This is a genomic window from Mumia sp. zg.B17 (assembly GCF_019550915.1).
Classification (GTDB): Bacteria; Actinomycetota; Actinomycetes; order Propionibacteriales; family Nocardioidaceae; genus Mumia.
On the sequence record NZ_JAHWCI010000007.1, the window covers coordinates 99,384 to 114,430 of the forward strand.

Consider the following 15,047-nt stretch of genomic DNA (forward strand, 5'->3'; position numbering starts at 1 on the left):
AGAGCACGGGCCGCCACCTGGAGATCGGAGACGAGTGCGCGTCACCCCTCCTCCTCGAAGACGCAGAACTCGTTGCCCTCCGGGTCGGCCATCACCGTCCACGGGGTCTGCTCCGCCGGCCCGCGCAGCACGCTCGCGCCACGGCGTACGAGCTCGTCGACGGCGTCCGGGCCCCCCGTGACGTCCCAGTGGATCCGGTTCTTGACGGTCTTGGGCTCGGGCACGTTCTGGAACACCAGCGACTCGAACGGCACGCCCGGAGGAGTCGTCCAGCTGAAGCCTCGACCCTCGTCGTCCACGTCAGAGCCGAGCACGTCGGCCCACCAGGCCGTCATCGACGGGTGGTCGACCGCGTCGACCCCGACCTCGTACAGGCGGTACGCCTGCGGGTGTGCCGACCACCAGTCGTCATCGCGTTCGAAGACGCACAGCTCGCCGCCGCTCTCGGGGTCACCCATCACCGTCCACGGGGTGTCCCAGCCCGGCAGCCTGGTCGCGCCGAGCGCCTCGTACTCGGCGACCGAGCGCCCGTGGACGTCGAAGTGGACGCGCTGCTTCACCGTCCTCGGTTCGGGCACCGCGTTGATCCACACCGTGTGCTGCGGCGTGGGCCCGCGCAGCACCGCGTCGCCGTCGGGCAGCGCCTCCGCCGTGAGCCCGAGCGCTGCCGCCCAGAAGGCGCTCGCCGCCGGCACGTCGTTCGCGTCGATGCTGAAGTCTTTGAACCGTACGAGAGACATGTCGGCACCCTAGGACAATCGGGCGTCTGGAGCCGGTCGATAACCTGGACCGCATGACCCCCACCACCCCGCAGTCCGCCTGGGCGTACGGCATCGCCACGCTCACCGAGGACGGGACCGTCCTCGACGTCTGGTATCCGAACCCGACCCTCGGTTCGTACGACGGAGCGATCGAGCCCACCGGCCTGACGGCGCTGGAGGGGACCGACGAGGTGCGCCAGGTGCGGAGGACCGTGGTCCGGACCGAGGTCGAGGACCTGAGCTCGCCGGTCACCGACGCGTACGACGCCTACCTGCGCCTCCACCTGCTCTCCCACCGGTTGCTCCGCCCCCACGGGACCAATCTGGACGGCATCTTCGGCGCCCTCGCCAACGTCGTGTGGACGTCCATCGGCCCCTGCTCGGTCGAGGGCTTCGAGGAGACCCGGCTGCGAGCCCGTGCGGCTGGGCTGTCGGTCGCGGTGACCAGTGTCGACAAGTTCCCGCGGATGACCGACTACGTCGTTCCCAGCGGCGTCCGGATCGGTGATGCCGATCGGGTGCGCCTGGGCGCTCACCTCGCGGAGGGCACCACGGTGATGCACGAGGGCTTCGTGAACTTCAACGCGGGCACTCTCGGGCACGCGATGGTCGAGGGCCGGGTCAGCGCGGGCGTGGTCGTCGGCGAGGGCACCGACGTCGGCGGCGGCGCATCGATCATGGGCACCCTCTCGGGCGGCGGCAAGCAGGTCATCAGCCTCGGGCGCAACTGCCTCCTCGGTGCCAACGCCGGCATCGGCATCTCTCTCGGCGACGACTGCGTGGTGGCCGCGGGCTGCTACGTGACGGCGGGCTCGAAGGTCACTCTCCCTGACGGGTCGGTAGTCAAGGCGGCCGAGCTCTCGGGCCACGACGGGCTGCTGTTCCTCACGAACTCCGAGACAGGGCGTCTGGAGGCCCGGCCCCGGACGGGCAACGGGATCGCGCTCAACGCAGAGCTGCACGCCAACTGAACGGCGCAGTGACCGACCCGATGGCCCCTCGTGACCGTCGCCGGAGGGGCGCCTCTCTCCTTCTGATCCTCCTCGTCCTCGTGGGCGTGGTGGCTGCGGGTCTGGTCGTGCTCGCGCGCAGCGGGCAGATCGCCCAGCTGCGCGGCGAGGAGTGCACCGTCGAGGTCGGCGACACCTACGCGACCCTCGATCTCGAGCAGACCGAGCACGCGTCGCTGATGGCGGCGATCGCGATGCGCCGCGGGTTGCCCGCCCGAGCCGTGACGATCGCCGTCGCGACGGCGTACCAGGAGTCGAAGCTGCGCAACATCGACTACGGCGACCGGGACTCCGTCGGCCTCTTCCAGCAGCGCCCGTCGCAGGGCTGGGGGACGGTGGAGCAGATCATGGAGCCCCGCTACGCGATCACCCGCTTCTACGAGGGCCTGGAGAAGGTCGACGGCTACCGTTCGATGTCGGTCACCGAGGCGGCCCAGGCCGTCCAGCGGTCTGGTTACCCCGAGGCGTACGCCGACCACGAGGCCTACGGGCGCGCGATCGCGTCGGCACTCACGGGCAACTCCCCCGCCACCTTCACGTGCGTGGTCGACCTGCCCGCCACCGACGAGGGCGTGCCCGGCGCCAACGGTCTGACCCCTGCGGCCGAGGCCGTCCGTGTCGACGTACGCAAGGCGTTCGGGCGCCTGCCCACCGGCGGGTACGCCGCCGACGGGGTGAGCACGGGACACTCCGCCGGGTCGAAGCACTACGACGGCAAGGCGGTGGACGTGTTCTTCCGGCCGGTCACCGCCCAGGCGAAGAAGGACGGCTGGGCGCTCGCGCAGTACCTCGTCGCGAACGCGCGCCGTCTCGGGATCGCCACGGTGATCTACGACGCCAAGATCTGGACGGCACGCCGGTCCCCGCAGGGCTGGCGGGACTACACGCCGCCGGCGCGCGACGGCGACCGTGCCGTGCTCGAGCACCGCGACCACGTCCACGTCGACGTGTCGTAGTCGCGGTGCTCGGCGTCACCCTCCGGCGACCGGCTGCTGGGTGAGGACCTTGTAGGTGTAGCCCGTCGCGATCAGCGTCAGCGGGATGGTGACCAGCAGTCCGACGAAGCACAGGATGAAACCGAGGATGTTGATGCCGGTCAGCGCCAGTGCGAGCAGGAAGACGGGCCCGAGGTTGTTGCCCACCAGCCGGAAGCTCGACTGGAGCGCTTCCCACGGTCCCTGTCCTTGGTCCATCACGAACCACAGCGTGTACCACGCGAAGAACGTGAAGACGATGCCCGGCAGGATGCAGAGGATCAGTCCGACGAAGGTGAGGACGCCGAGGAGCAGGAAGGTCAGGATGACCTTGCCCGCGTGCTCCCCCCACTGGAAGAAGTCGCCGAAGCCGGGCTTGCGTCCTTCGGTCTCGAGCAACGCTCCCTTCGTCTGCGCGGCCTGCATGAACCAGCCGACCAAGGTGCCCGCGAGGTTGAACAGCAGCGCGACGACCGAGAAGCCGCCGGCCAGCCACCAGCGCGAGGAGTCCCAGGCGTCGTCTCCCCCGGACTGAGCGGCCGAGCCGATCCCGCTGATGACCGCCTGGATGACGAAGAACACCAGGCTGACCCCGACCCAGACGCCCCAGTTGTCCTTGAACCTGTCCCAGCCGAACGAGATCGCTCTGCCGACGTTCAGCTCCTGCGGGGCGCCGTAGCCGCCGGGTCCACCCCCATGGCCGCCCGGGGGCTGGCCGGGCGGGGGGCCGTACCCACCGGGTGGCTGGCCGGGCGGCGGACCGTACCCACCGGGCGGCGGTCCCGGAGGCGGACCGTACCCACCGGGCGGCGGTCCCGGAGGCGGTTCGTACGGCGGTGGAGGAGGTGGAGGCGGATCGTACGGCGGAGGCCCGCCGGGTGGCTCGTTGCCCGGTGTGTCGCCGCCGGGAGGGTTCTGAGGCTCGCTCATGGACCGTCTCCTCCAAGGGTCGCGCGGGGCGATCGACCCCCCGGCCTCCTTCGAGGCTAGCGACATCTCGGCGTGTCGGCGCGACCGGAGCGGACTCGGCGCGTCGCGGCTCGTGGGCCTCAGGCGAGGCTGGAGAGCCTCGTGGCCGCGGCCGCGATCCGCTCGTCCGACGCGGTGAACCCGACGCGGACGTGCTCGGCGCCGGCGGCGCCGTAGAAGTCACCCGGCGCCACGAGGATCCCGAGGTCCGCGAGCGCTCGCACGGTCTCCCGCGCCGGCTCGCCCCGCGTCGCCCACAGATAGAGCGAGGCCTCGGAGTGGTCGATGCGGAACCCTGCAGCCTCGAAGGCGCGGCGGAGCGTCGCCCGGCGGGCGGCGTAGACGGCGTGCTGGGCGTCGGCATGCGCATCGTCGGCCAACGCCGCCGTCATCGCGTCCTGGACGGGCGCGGGGACGATGAGGCCGAGGTTCTTGCGCACCTCGAGCAGTTCCCCGATCACCGTGGGGTCGCCGGCGACGAACGCCGCACGATATCCCGCGAGGTTGGACCGCTTCGAGAGCGAGTGGACGGCGAGCACGCCCTCGTGCGAGCCGCCGCTCACGTCAGGGTGGAGGACCGAGGAGGGCGTGGCGTCCCAGGAGCACTCGAGATAGCACTCGTCGGAGACCAGCAGAACACCACGCTCCCGCGCCCACGAGACGGTCTTGCGCAGGTGCTCGAGCCCCAGCACGCGCCCGCTCGGGTTGGACGGCGAGTTGATCCACATCAGGCTCGGCGCCGACGGGCCGAGGGCCACCGTGGAGTCGGAGACCACGACCTCGCAACCGGCGAGGCGAGCACCCACCTCGTACGTCGGGTAGGCCAGCTCCGGGATCACGACCGCGTCACCCGGGCCGAGGCCGAGGTGGAGTGCCAACCCGGCGATCAGCTCCTTCGAGCCGATGGCGGGAAGCACCCCGTCGACGTCGAGACCGGTCACCCCGTGGCGCCGTGCGAGCCAGTCGACGGCAGAACGCCGGAGCGCGAGGGTGCCGACCGTCTGGGGGTAGCCGGGCGCGTTCGCGCCGGCGGCCAGGGCCTCCCGTGCCACTGCCGGGGTCTCGTCCACCGGCGTGCCGATCGAGAGGTCCACGATCCCATCAGGATGTGCGACCGCTCGCGCCTTGACCTCGGCGAGCGAGTCCCAGGGGAAGTCGGGAAGGCGACGAGACACCGCACCGGCCGACAACCGCGTCGTCGCACTCGGGCGCGACGGCACGGACGGGACCGGGTCCGGCATCAGTCCTGGTTCTGCGGAGGAAGCGCGGCGATCATCGGGTGGTCCTTGTCGATCGGACCCATCTTGGCAGCACCGCCGGGCGACCCCAGGTCGTCGAAGAAGTCGACGTTGGCGGTGTAGTAGTCCTTCCACTCCTCCGGGGTGTCGTCCTCATAGAAGATCGCCTCCACGGGACAGACCGGCTCGCAGGCACCGCAGTCGACGCACTCGTCGGGGTGGATGTAGAGCATCCGCTTGCCCTCGTAGATGCAGTCGACGGGACACTCATCGACGCAGGCACGGTCCTTGAGGTCCACGCAAGGCTGAGCGATGACATACGTCACGAGGGGTCCACTCCTTCATTCGAACGGCTGGAACTAGTATCACCCTCTCGTGCGGGGAGGGAGTGGCCAGGTCCGCCTAACGGACCGGCTGGGCGGGAGGTTGGGGTGCCAGACTTCGGCGAGCTCGTCGGTCGACGCGTCGTGGTGAGGTCACGTGTCCCCGGTGAACGCGGCCCGTCGGGCGGGCCCGCCTACACCGACGTGGTCGGTCGGCTGCTCTCGTACGACGGCTCGACCCTGCGCATCCAGCGCCGCGACGGTCGTGAGGCGTACGTCCCGGCAGCGGACGTGGTGGCAGCCAAACCCGTGCCCGAGGGCAGCGCACGCGTCCGGACGCGGCCGGCGATGGACTACTCCCCCGAGGAGCTCGCCCGGATCTGCACGCGCGGCTGGCCGCCCCGCATCACACAGGATCTCGGCGAGTGGACGCTGCGCGCGTCCGGCGGGTTCACCGGCCGCGCCAACTCGGTCGCGGTGCACGGCGACCCCGGCGCCGACCTCCCGACCGCGCTCGCCCAGGTCGAAGGGTTCTATCGCGCGCAGGGGCTGCCCGCGAAGGCCCAGGTGATCGACCAGACCCCCTGGCCCGGCCGCTTCGCCGACGCCGGATGGGTCGGGACCGGCGGCACTCACGACCACGCAGTGGTGCTCGTCGCCGCCGCCCGCGCCGTCCTCGAGACGTCACGGACCGGGCGCCAGGACGGCGAGGCGACGGTCAGGATCGACGAGACGCTCACCGAGCCGTGGATGGCTGCGGCTGAGCGGGTGACCGCCGACGTGCCGCTGGACGACGTCCGCCACGTGCTCGCCTCACCGCCGGTCGTCGGGTTCGCGGTCGTCGAGGGGGACAGCGGGATCGAGGCGGTGGCGCGCATCGTGGTCACCGGAGAGTGGGCCGGCCTGTCGAGCGTGCACACCCTGCCCCAGGCCAGGCGCCGCGGGCACGCCGCACGGCTGCTCGAGGCGTGCACGCGTTGGGCGTGGGACCGCGGCGCGGACAAGGTCTACCTGCAGACCATGCGGCACAGCAGGGCGGCGCTGGCGTTGTACGAGGGGTACACCTTCGAGGTGCACCACACGTACCGCTACCTCAGCCCCGCGTAGCCGTCACTCGTCCCCAGGCGCCTTGCGGCACTCCACGTTGTCGGCGGCGTTGTACTTCGCCGTCGTCGTCTCACGCTTGACCACCGCGCCGTCACGCGTGAAGGTCCGATAGACGTCGACGTCGAACCCGGTCACGCCGGCCTGGGGCAGGCACTCGTCGGAGGCGTCGTAGCGGGTCGCGGGCGACCGGAAGTTGCGCTTGGACGACAACCCTGACTTGATGTCCCACTGCTTCGTGCCCCACAGCGTGACATTCATCGAGCCCTGGCGGCCCGGGGTGCTGCGGTTGACCCAGGCCTGGATGAGGATGCCGTGATCGGTGGTGTTCTTGAACTTGAGGTCGACCGACGGCCAGGCGACCGTCGCCTCGCGGCCCACCGGGTAGCGGCTGATGTAGAAGCTGTGCGGCTTGTGAGTGACGTCCTCGAGGCCGGCGAAGAATCCCGCGTTGTAGAGCGTGGTCGCGACCTGGGAGACGCCGCCGCCGAGGTCCTCGCGGAAGACGCCGTTGCTGATCATCGTGCCCGCGGTGAAGCCGTTGGCGACCGTACGCTCGCCGACGGTCTCGTTGAAGCTGAACGTCTCGCCTGGCTTGAGCAGCGTGCCGTTGACGAGCTCGGCGGCGCGGCCCTGGTTGGTGTTGCGGTAGTCCGCGTGCGGGTAGTTCGTCGAGAAGGAGCTGACCTTCTCGACGATGCCGAGCTTCTCGACCTCCTTGGTGGTGAGGTCAGGCGCCTTCTGCTTGGGCTCCACCTCGACCGCGCGTTCGGCGCCGGACTTCTGGAGCACCGGCACGAGGGCGGTCGCCACGTCGGCCGGGACCACGCCGATGCCGGCCTTGCCCGGGACCACGACCGGCTTGCCGGAGCGGATCGCCACCGTGGCGTCCTGCGCCGGTGTGCCGATCTCCTCGGTCGCCTCGGCGAGCGGCTCCGCCAGCTTCTTGGGGTCGACGACCGTCGTGAGCTTGCCGTCCTTCACCTGCACGCTCAGCGCAGGCGCGTAGTCCGACGGGGCGAGCTCGGCAGACTTGCTCCCGGCGACGATCTTGACCGGGGCCGACATCGCCGGCTTGGCGATCTCGGTGACCGCGGCCCGGAGGTCGTCGACGCTCACCGCGGGCTCCAGCACGTCGACCGGCAGCTCGAGATCGGTGTGCGCGAGCGGGTACGAGCTGCGGACGAGGGCCGTCGTGGCCTTCTGATCCACCGCGCGGCCCGCCTTGGGCTTGCTCACCTTGGGCTTGCCGTCGGTGAAGCCGATGCGACCCTCGGAGACCTCGCGGTCGGTGTCGTCGGCGATGGAGGCCACGGCCGACTCGAGCACCTTGTCGTCCACGGCGACGGCCACGTCGTAGCTCTCCGCGCCGAAGAGCACGTCCAGCATCGTCAACGGGTTCCACACCGAGGTGTCGGCGCCGGTCTGGGCGATCGAGGTGTCGAGGTCGACGGCGAGCCCGGCCTCGTCGGGCGTGAGCTCGAAGGTCTTCTTGCCGCGGACGATCCGGACGGGCTCCTTGGCCGGCGCGGCCAGCGTGTCACCGAGTGTGGTCCGCGCCTCGTCGATCGGCTTCATGCCGAGCTCGACGCCGCCGATCGTGGTCCCCGCGGGCACGCGGTCCGAGGTGGAGAAGTGCAGGACGACGTAGACGGTCACGACGAGCAGCGCGATGACGGCGAGAGCGATCAGCGCGATGCGGTCGCCGCGTCGGCGCTTCTCCTCGAACAGAGTCGTGTCGTGCTCGGTGAGCGTGGGGGTCGGGGTCGGGGTCGGGGCCATGTGTTCCTCGTGGTCCGGGTCGTGCGGGGGCCGGTCAGCGCTGGTGCTCGACCGGGGCCAGGCCTGAGTTTTTCTCGCTCTCGGGGGAGCGGACCAAGGCGCCGTAGTGCGAACGGTAGTAGAGAAGCGGCTCCCCGAGCCGGGACTCGCCGAAATCGCGGGTTCCGTCGGGTGCCGCGGGGGCGCCCGGCTCGTCGGCACGCACCGCCGCCGTCAGGACCTCGCCGACGACGATCGTGTGGTCACCACCGTCGTACGTCTGCCAGGTGCGGCACTCGAGCCACCCGATGGCCCGGTCGAGCAGCGCTGCGCCGGTGACTTCGCCCCGGTGGTGCGGGACACGCTCGAGCTGTCCCTCGAGGGGGCGCCCGCGGCGGGCGAGCCAGGTGGCGTCGTCCTGTCCGTTCTCGGCGAGGACGGAGACGCCCCACGTGCCGGAGGACAGCACCGCGTCGTGGAACCGCGCTCGTCGGTCGACGGCGACGAGCACCAGGGCGGGGTCGAGCGAGACCGAGCAGAAGGCGCTCGCGGTCATCGCGTGATCGAGCCCGTCGGCCACCGTGGTCGTGACCGTGACGCCGCTCGCGAACCGTCCGAGGACATCACGGAAGGTGCGCGCGGCCGCTGGGTCGAGGGGGTGGGGCACTGAGCTCACCCTCCCAGCCTACGGGGACGGTCCACCGTTTCGGACGCGATGTGACCTGCGCCGCGTGCGGCGAGCACGACGCCGGCTCCGAGGACGACGAGGGAGCCGAGCAGGAACGAGTAGCCGAGGGCGTCGGCCGCCACCAGGTAGTCGCCCTCGGGCCGCGACGACATGGTGAGCAGCAGCACAGCGCCGTAGGAGACGGCGAGGACGACCGCCGCCGCCGTACCCCCCACGAGCGCGGCAGCACGCAGCGTCACCAGCACCGTTCCCAGGGCCAGGACGAGCCCCCACGGGACGGGGCCGGTGACGTGCCGGTGGACGACCAGTCCGGCAACGCAGAGGACCGCTCCGAAGACGGCGGCGAGGAGCAGGACGAGCGGCCTCGCGGAGCGCGAGTCAGCGCGTGCCCGCGAAGAGGTCATGCTCGAGCCCGTCCTCCCCCGGCACCGGCGTGCCCTTCGCGATCCGGAAGAACTCGGTGCCCCACACGTACGCGCCGAGGTTGTTGGACAAGGCGAAGAAGGGGCTGTCGACCTGGATCTGAGTCGGGTAGGCGCGCATCGCGTCCAGCTTGGCCTCGGCGAACTCCTCGGCGACCACCGATGCCGCGATCTGGTCGTCGGGGACGGCCATGAACGACAGGTCTCCCTCGGGGTCGAGGCCCTCGAAGGTGGTGTGGTCGCCGGCCGCTCGGAGCTTGCGCAGACCCTCCCGCAGCCACGAGTCGGCGTTGGCGGTCCAGTAGACCTTGTCGACGTCCCAGGCGGCGCCGAGGTCGGCGCGGTAGGACGGGGCGGCGGCGAGCGCGACCGCGTAGGTCGCCACGCGGTGCGCCTGCACGTGGTCGGGGTGACCGTAGTTGCCGAAGTCGTCGTAGGTGATGAGGACCTGTGGGCGGATCTCCCGGATCACGGCGACGAGGTGGTCGGCCGCCTCGCGGAGGTCGGCGAGCCAGAACGCGTTGGGGGCGACGTCGGGCGCGACGGTGGCGGCACCGGACTCGGACCACACCATGCCCGAGTCACGGTAGGTGCCGGCCCCTCCGAGCCATCGGGCGTCGGTGATGCCGAGTCGCTTCATCGCCGCGTCGCGCTCGGCGACCCGGTGCTCACCGAGCGTGTCGTCGCGGTCGGCCGCGAGATGCTCGAGCTCGGGCACCAGGACCTCGCCCATCTCGCCCATCGTGCACGTCACCAGGGTGACGAGCGCGCCCTCGGCGGCATACTTCGCCATCGTCGCGCCGGTCGTGATCGTCTCGTCGTCGGGGTGGGCGTGCACCAGGAGCAGACGGCGGTCGGGGAGGATGTCGGGCATGCCGCCCAGCGTACCGAGGCGGACGGACGCCCCACGCCTCTTGTCGCGCCAGACGGTCGTCTAGAGTCGGCGCACCGCGCGTGTCACGGGTCACACTCGACACGCTCGCACCCGTCCGCCGGTCCTCGAGGAGATCACCATGGCCGACCGCACCGTCGACGTCGTCATCGTCGGCGCAGGCCTGTCCGGCATCAACGCCGCGTACCGCCTGCAGGAGCGCAGCCCGGGCACCACCTACGCGGTCCTCGAGGCCCGCGACGCGATCGGCGGGACGTGGGACCTGTTCCGCTACCCCGGTGTGCGCTCGGACTCCGACATCTTCACGCTCTCGTTCCCGTTCCGCCCCTGGCGCGGGCCGGACTCGATCGTCGACGGCGAGCAGATCCGGGACTACCTCCACGAGACCGCGCGGGAGAGCGGGATCGAGCAGCACATCCGGCTGTCGACCACGGTCCTCGCCGCCGACTGGTCCCCCGAGCGTGCACGCTGGACGGTCACGGTCGCCACCGGGCCGGACGCCGTCGAGGAGACGTACGAGGCGCGCTTCGTCTTCTTCTGCAGCGGCTACTACGACTACGACGCCCCGTACGACCCGGGTCTCGCCGGTGTCGAGGACTTCCGAGGGCGGGTCGTCCACCCGCAGTTCTGGCCCGACGACCTGGACTACGCCGGCAAGCGGGTGGTCGTCGTGGGCAGCGGAGCCACCGCCATCACCGTCGTGCCCGCGATGGCCGAGCAGGCGGAGCACGTGACGATGCTGCAGCGGACCCCCACGTACGTCGTCGCGCAACCGAAGCAGGACGCCGTCGGCAACGCGATCCGCAAGGTGCTCCCGCCCCGGGCGGGGCACCTCGCGATGCGGACCAAGAACACCGCGATGCAGTGGGGCTTCTACCAGGCGTGCCGACGGCTGCCCAACCAGATGGCCGGGCTGTTCCGCAAGGGCGCGGTGGCGGCGATCGGCTCCCAGGAGATCGTCGACGCGCACTTCACACCGCCGTACCGGCCGTGGGACCAGCGCCTGTGCATCTCCCCCGACGGCGACCTGTTCCAGGCGATCCGCGAGGGCAGTGCCTCCGTGGTGACCGGCCACATCGACCGCTTCGTCGAGAACGGCATCCGGCTGGAGAGCGGCGAGGTGGTGGAGGCCGACGTCGTCGTGACGGCGACCGGGCTCGCCCTGCAGCTGCTCGGCGGCACGCAGATCAGTGTCGACGGGACGCCGGTCGACCTCGCGCACACCTACGCCTACCGCGCGACGATGCTCAGCGGCATCCCCAACCTGGCGTTCTGCATCGGCTACGTGAACCTCTCGTGGACGATGCGCTCGGACATGACGGCGCGCCTCGTGGCTCGGATCGTCAACCGGCTGCGCGACACCGGCGCCGACACGGTGACGCCGGTGATCGAGGGGACGCCCGAGTCCCGCCCGCTGTTCGACATGGACTCCGGCTACATCCGCCGTGGCGCGCACCTGCAGCCGCGGTCGACCGGTGACTACCCGTGGTCGATGCGCCAGAACGTCGTCGTGGACGCGTGGGCGACCAACCGGGCCGACCTCGACGACGGCCTTGTCTGGACCCGTTCGGCGCGTGCCCAGGACCGGACGGAGGTCGGGGCATGAGGGCGGTCACCTGCCACCGCGGCGAGCTCGCCGTCGCCGAGGTCCCCGATCCCGTCCCCGGCCGGGGCCAGATCCTGATCGAGGTCACCAGGAGCGGGATCTGTGGGTCCGACCTGCACGCCCGGACCCACAGTGACCTCACCGCCGACGGAGCCGCCGAGATCGGGTACGACGGCTTCATGCGCTCCGAGCAGACCGTCGTCCTCGGGCACGAGTTCTGCGGGCGCGTCGTCGCGTACGGGCCCGGCTGCCATGAGCGGTGGCCGGTGGGCACCAGGGTGGTGGCGCTGCCGGTGCTGCGGCAGGACGACGGCGCACACCTCACCGGCCTCTCGGAGCGCGCGCCTGGCGGCTTCGCCGAGATGACGCTGGTGTCGGAGGTGATGACGATGCCGGTCCCCGACGGGGTGAGCGACGACCACGCCGCGACCACCGAGCCGCTCGCCGTCGCGCACCACGCCGTACGGCGCAGCGAGGTCGGCAAGAAGGACGTCGCGATCGTCGTGGGATGCGGACCCATCGGGCTCGCCGTGATCCTCATGCTCAAGGCCGCCGGGGTCCGCACGGTCGTCGCCAGCGACCTCTCGGCGGCACGCCGGCAGCTGGCGGCACGGTGTGGCGCCGACATCGTCGTCGACCCGCGCACCGAGTCGCCGTGGACGGCGTACGGAGAGCGCAAGGGCCACCTTCGCACCGCACCGAGCCTGATCGAGCTGGGGATGGACACGCTCCAGGTCCTGCGACGCGTGCCGGGACTGCCGTGGTGGCGGGTGATGCGCGCCGCCGAGAAGGTGGGCGCCACGCCTCGCGGCCCGGTCGTCTTCGAGTGCGTCGGTGTGCCCGGGATGATCGAGGACGTCATCACGCACGTGCCGTTGCTGTCGCGTGTCGTGGTCGTGGGCGTCTGCATGGAGCCCGACACGTTCCGCCCGTCGATGGCGATCAACAAGGAGATCGACCTGAGGTTCGTCTTCGCCTACGGACCCGGCGAGTTCTACGAGACGCTCCAGATGATCGCCGACGGCACCGTCGACCCGTCGCCGCTGCTGACCGGCACCGTCGGGCTGGACGGGGTCGCCGACGCGTTCACCGCCCTCGCCGACCCGGACCGGCACGCGAAGATCCTGATCGACCCCGTCAGCGACGTGCGGACGGTCTGACCGGCTCGATACGCTCGGGGGATGTCGAGCCCCGTTGACGAGTCCCTGTCCTTCCCCCGGCTCCAGGCGCGCTCGCTGCGCTTCACGCTCGGAGTCCCGCGCAACCTGACGGTGAGCCCCGACGGGTCGCGGGTCTTCTTCGTCCGCACGCCGGACGGGAGCTCACGCACGGGCTCGCTGTGGGCGTACGACGCCGACAAGGGCGAGGAGACGTGCCTGGTCGACGCGAGCGCTCTGCTCGGCGCGGGCAGCGAGGAGCTGTCGGCCGAGGAGCGGGCCCGCCGCGAGCGCAGCCGCGAGTCGGCCGCCGGGATCGTCGGGTACGCGATGGACGACGCCTGCGAGGTCGCGACGTTCGCGCTCTCGGGCAAGGTCTGGGTCGCTCGCACCCGCTCCGCCGGTGCACTCGCGCTCCCCACCGCCGGCTCCGCGATCGACCCCCGCGTCGATCCCACCGGGCGGCGCATCGCCTACGCCACCGACGGATCCCTCCGGGTGATCGGGGTCGACGGCACCCTGGACTACCCCGTCGTCGAGCCGGACGGCGAGCACGTCGTGTGGGGGCTCGCCGAGTTCGTCGCGGCCGAGGAGATGGACCGGTTCCGCGGCTACTGGTGGGCACCTGACGGCGAGTCGCTGCTCGTCGAGCGCTACGACGAGTCGCCGGTCGAGACCTGGTACGTCGCCGACCCCGCCGACCCGTCCCGAGCCCCGGTCGAGCACCGTTATCCCGCCGCAGGCACCGCCAACGCGCTCGTGTCGCTGTGGCACGTGCGCCTCGACGGGACCCGCACCGAGGTGGTGTCGGACCGGGAGACGTTCCCCTACCTCACCCGCGTCTCGTGGACGTCGCACGGCGAGCCGCTCGTGCAGGTCATGTCGCGCGACCAGAAGCACGCCGGTGTGCTCGCCGTCGAGCTCGACTCCGGCGAGACGACGCTCGTCCGGGCACAGAGCGACGACGTGTGGGTCGACCTCATGCCGGGCGTCCCTGCCTACGCGCCGGGTGGTCGCCTCGTGACGCTCGAGGACCACGCCGACACCAAGACGCTGTTCGTCGACGGGAAGCCCGTGTCGCCGAAGGGCCTCCAGATCCGCAGGGTCGTCTCGCTCGGCGCCGAGGGCGCGATCGTGACGGCCTCGCAGGACCCGACGCAGATCCACCTCCACGCCGTCGGCTGGGACGGTGAGACGGTGCCGCTCGCCGAGGGGCCCGGCGTCTGGAGCGGTGACGAGCGGGGTGGCACGGCCGTCCGCGTCCGTGAGGGGATGGAGTCGCCTGTCCCGACCGTGACGGTGATGCGCCACGGCTCGACCGTCGGCACCATCACGTCCCACCCGCTCGACCCCGGCCTCCACCCGGAGGTGAGCTTCCTCGAGGCGGGCGACCACGGCATCCGCACCGCGGTGCTCTTCCCCCGTGGGCACGTGGTCGGCAGCCGCGCGGCGCTCCCGATCATCATGAACCCGTACGCCGGTCCCCATGCGCAGCGCGTGCTGCACTCGGCCAAGGCCTACCTCCAGGCACAGTGGATGGCCGACCAGGGCTTCTGCGTCGTGATCGCCGACGGGCGCGGCACCCCGGGCCGCGGACGCGCCTGGGACCGCGCCATCCGCGACGACGTCGCCGGTGTCACGCTGGAGGACCAGGTGACGGCACTCGAGACGGTCATCGACACCTATGGCGGTGACGTCGACCGGTCGCGTGTCGGCATCATGGGCTGGTCGTACGGCGGCTACCTGGCGGCGCTCGCGGTCCTGCGCCGGCCCGACGTCTTCCACGCGGCCGTCGCCGGGGCACCTGTCACGGAGTGGCGTCTGTACGACACCTTCTACACCGAGCGCTACCTCGGCGATCCCGCCGAGCAGCCCGAGATCTACGACGCGCACTCGCTGATGGTCGGGCTCGACAAGATCGACGTGCTCCCGCCGCTGATGATCGTGCACGGCATGGTCGACGACAACGTGGTCGTCGCCCACACGCTGCGCCTCTCCTCGGCGCTGCTCGAGGCCGGCAAGCCTCACAGCGTGCTCCCGCTCACCGGCGTCACGCACATGACGCCGCAGGAGGTCGTCGCCGAGAACCTCGCCCAGCTGCAGGTCGACTTCCTCCGGACCGCCCTCCGGGCCTGACCCGGC

Annotated in this window: 14 protein-coding genes; 6 read left to right on the forward strand and 8 right to left on the reverse strand. The window is 71.3% G+C overall.

The window, feature by feature from the left end:
• Positions 1-41: 41 nt before the first annotated feature.
• A complete protein-coding gene (locus tag KV097_RS12675) occupies positions 42-740 on the reverse strand; it encodes a VOC family protein (protein ID WP_220366079.1) in 699 nt (232 codons plus the stop codon).
• 53 nt (positions 741-793) lie between these two features.
• On the opposite strand from KV097_RS12675, the gene dapD reads away from it, so the two are divergent.
• Together dapD and KV097_RS12685 are read left to right on the forward strand one after the other, a co-directional pair.
• Positions 794-1,732, forward strand: coding sequence for a 2,3,4,5-tetrahydropyridine-2,6-dicarboxylate N-succinyltransferase (gene dapD, locus KV097_RS12680; RefSeq protein ID WP_220343859.1), 939 nt, complete (start codon positions 794-796; stop codon positions 1,730-1,732).
• 8 nt (positions 1,733-1,740) lie between these two features.
• Positions 1,741-2,727, forward strand: a complete 987-nt coding sequence (locus KV097_RS12685) for a hypothetical protein (RefSeq protein WP_308289420.1) — start codon at positions 1,741-1,743, stop codon at positions 2,725-2,727.
• Between the two features lie 15 nt (positions 2,728-2,742).
• On the opposite strand, the gene KV097_RS12690 is transcribed toward KV097_RS12685, so the two are convergent.
• From KV097_RS12690 to fdxA, 3 genes are all read right to left on the reverse strand, one after another.
• A complete protein-coding gene (locus KV097_RS12690) occupies positions 2,743-3,675 on the reverse strand; it encodes a hypothetical protein (RefSeq protein ID WP_220346371.1) in 933 nt (310 codons plus the stop codon).
• Positions 3,676-3,794: 119 nt separating this feature from the next.
• Positions 3,795-4,955 (reverse strand): succinyldiaminopimelate transaminase, encoded by a 1,161-nt coding sequence (gene dapC / locus KV097_RS12695; RefSeq protein WP_220343857.1) that lies wholly within the window; start codon positions 4,953-4,955, stop codon positions 3,795-3,797.
• Positions 4,955-5,278: a ferredoxin gene (gene fdxA, locus KV097_RS12700; RefSeq protein WP_139086403.1), complete on the reverse strand. Its 324-nt coding sequence runs from the start codon at positions 5,276-5,278 to the stop codon at positions 4,955-4,957. The genes dapC and fdxA overlap by 1 nt, the downstream gene beginning before the upstream one ends.
• 105 nt (positions 5,279-5,383) lie before the next feature.
• Between fdxA and KV097_RS19790 the strand changes: the two genes are divergently transcribed.
• The gene (locus KV097_RS19790; protein ID WP_220343855.1) at positions 5,384-6,382 is read left to right on the forward strand and encodes an N-acetyltransferase; all 999 of its coding nucleotides are present in this window, start codon (positions 5,384-5,386) and stop codon (positions 6,380-6,382) included.
• Positions 6,383-6,385: 3 nt separating this feature from the next.
• Here the strand turns inward: KV097_RS19790 and KV097_RS12710 are convergent, their stop codons facing one another.
• The 4 genes from KV097_RS12710 to mshB are packed head-to-tail and all read right to left on the reverse strand — an operon-like array spanning position 6,386 to position 10,124.
• Positions 6,386-8,161, reverse strand: a complete 1,776-nt coding sequence (locus KV097_RS12710) for a VanW family protein (protein WP_220366080.1) — start codon at positions 8,159-8,161, stop codon at positions 6,386-6,388.
• 34 nt (positions 8,162-8,195) lie between these two features.
• Complete coding sequence (locus KV097_RS12715; protein WP_308289421.1) at positions 8,196-8,816, reverse strand: flavin reductase family protein; 621 nt, start codon at positions 8,814-8,816, stop codon at positions 8,196-8,198.
• Complete coding sequence (locus KV097_RS12720) at positions 8,813-9,232, reverse strand: DUF6113 family protein (protein ID WP_220343853.1); 420 nt, start codon at positions 9,230-9,232, stop codon at positions 8,813-8,815. The genes KV097_RS12715 and KV097_RS12720 overlap by 4 nt, the downstream gene beginning before the upstream one ends.
• Positions 9,207-10,124 (reverse strand): N-acetyl-1-D-myo-inositol-2-amino-2-deoxy-alpha-D-glucopyranoside deacetylase, encoded by a 918-nt coding sequence (gene mshB / locus KV097_RS12725; RefSeq protein WP_220366081.1) that lies wholly within the window; start codon positions 10,122-10,124, stop codon positions 9,207-9,209. The genes KV097_RS12720 and mshB overlap by 26 nt, the downstream gene beginning before the upstream one ends.
• 139 nt (positions 10,125-10,263) lie before the next feature.
• On the opposite strand from mshB, the gene KV097_RS12730 reads away from it, so the two are divergent.
• Genes KV097_RS12730 through KV097_RS12740 form a run of 3 tightly spaced genes read left to right on the forward strand, consistent with a single transcriptional unit; the run spans position 10,264 to position 15,041 of the window.
• Positions 10,264-11,748, forward strand: coding sequence for an NAD(P)/FAD-dependent oxidoreductase (locus KV097_RS12730; RefSeq protein ID WP_220366082.1), 1,485 nt, complete (start codon positions 10,264-10,266; stop codon positions 11,746-11,748).
• The gene (locus KV097_RS12735; protein ID WP_220366083.1) at positions 11,745-12,908 is read left to right on the forward strand and encodes a zinc-binding dehydrogenase; all 1,164 of its coding nucleotides are present in this window, start codon (positions 11,745-11,747) and stop codon (positions 12,906-12,908) included. Before KV097_RS12730 ends, KV097_RS12735 begins: the two co-directional genes overlap by 4 nt.
• A gap of 21 nt (positions 12,909-12,929) precedes the next feature.
• Complete coding sequence (locus tag KV097_RS12740) at positions 12,930-15,041, forward strand: S9 family peptidase (RefSeq protein ID WP_220366084.1); 2,112 nt, start codon at positions 12,930-12,932, stop codon at positions 15,039-15,041.
• Positions 15,042-15,047: the final 6 nt, after the last annotated feature.

Bases quoted from the DNA above. Each gene is read 5' to 3' on its own strand.
- KV097_RS12675 (WP_220366079.1), bottom strand. From the start codon at position 740: ATGTCTCTCGTACGGTTCAAAGACTTCAGCATCGACGCGAACGACGTG.
- dapD (WP_220343859.1), top strand. From the start codon at position 794: ATGACCCCCACCACCCCGCAGTCCGCCTGGGCGTACGGCATCGCCACG.
- KV097_RS12690 (WP_220346371.1), bottom strand. From the start codon at position 3,675: ATGAGCGAGCCTCAGAACCCTCCCGGCGGCGACACACCGGGCAACGAG.
- dapC (WP_220343857.1), bottom strand. From the start codon at position 4,955: ATGCCGGACCCGGTCCCGTCCGTGCCGTCGCGCCCGAGTGCGACGACG.
- KV097_RS12710 (WP_220366080.1), bottom strand. From the start codon at position 8,161: ATGGCCCCGACCCCGACCCCGACCCCCACGCTCACCGAGCACGACACG.
- KV097_RS12720 (WP_220343853.1), bottom strand. From the start codon at position 9,232: ATGACCTCTTCGCGGGCACGCGCTGACTCGCGCTCCGCGAGGCCGCTC.
- mshB (WP_220366081.1), bottom strand. From the start codon at position 10,124: ATGCCCGACATCCTCCCCGACCGCCGTCTGCTCCTGGTGCACGCCCAC.
- KV097_RS12730 (WP_220366082.1), top strand. From the start codon at position 10,264: ATGGCCGACCGCACCGTCGACGTCGTCATCGTCGGCGCAGGCCTGTCC.
- KV097_RS12735 (WP_220366083.1), top strand. From the start codon at position 11,745: ATGAGGGCGGTCACCTGCCACCGCGGCGAGCTCGCCGTCGCCGAGGTC.
- KV097_RS12740 (WP_220366084.1), top strand. From the start codon at position 12,930: ATGTCGAGCCCCGTTGACGAGTCCCTGTCCTTCCCCCGGCTCCAGGCG.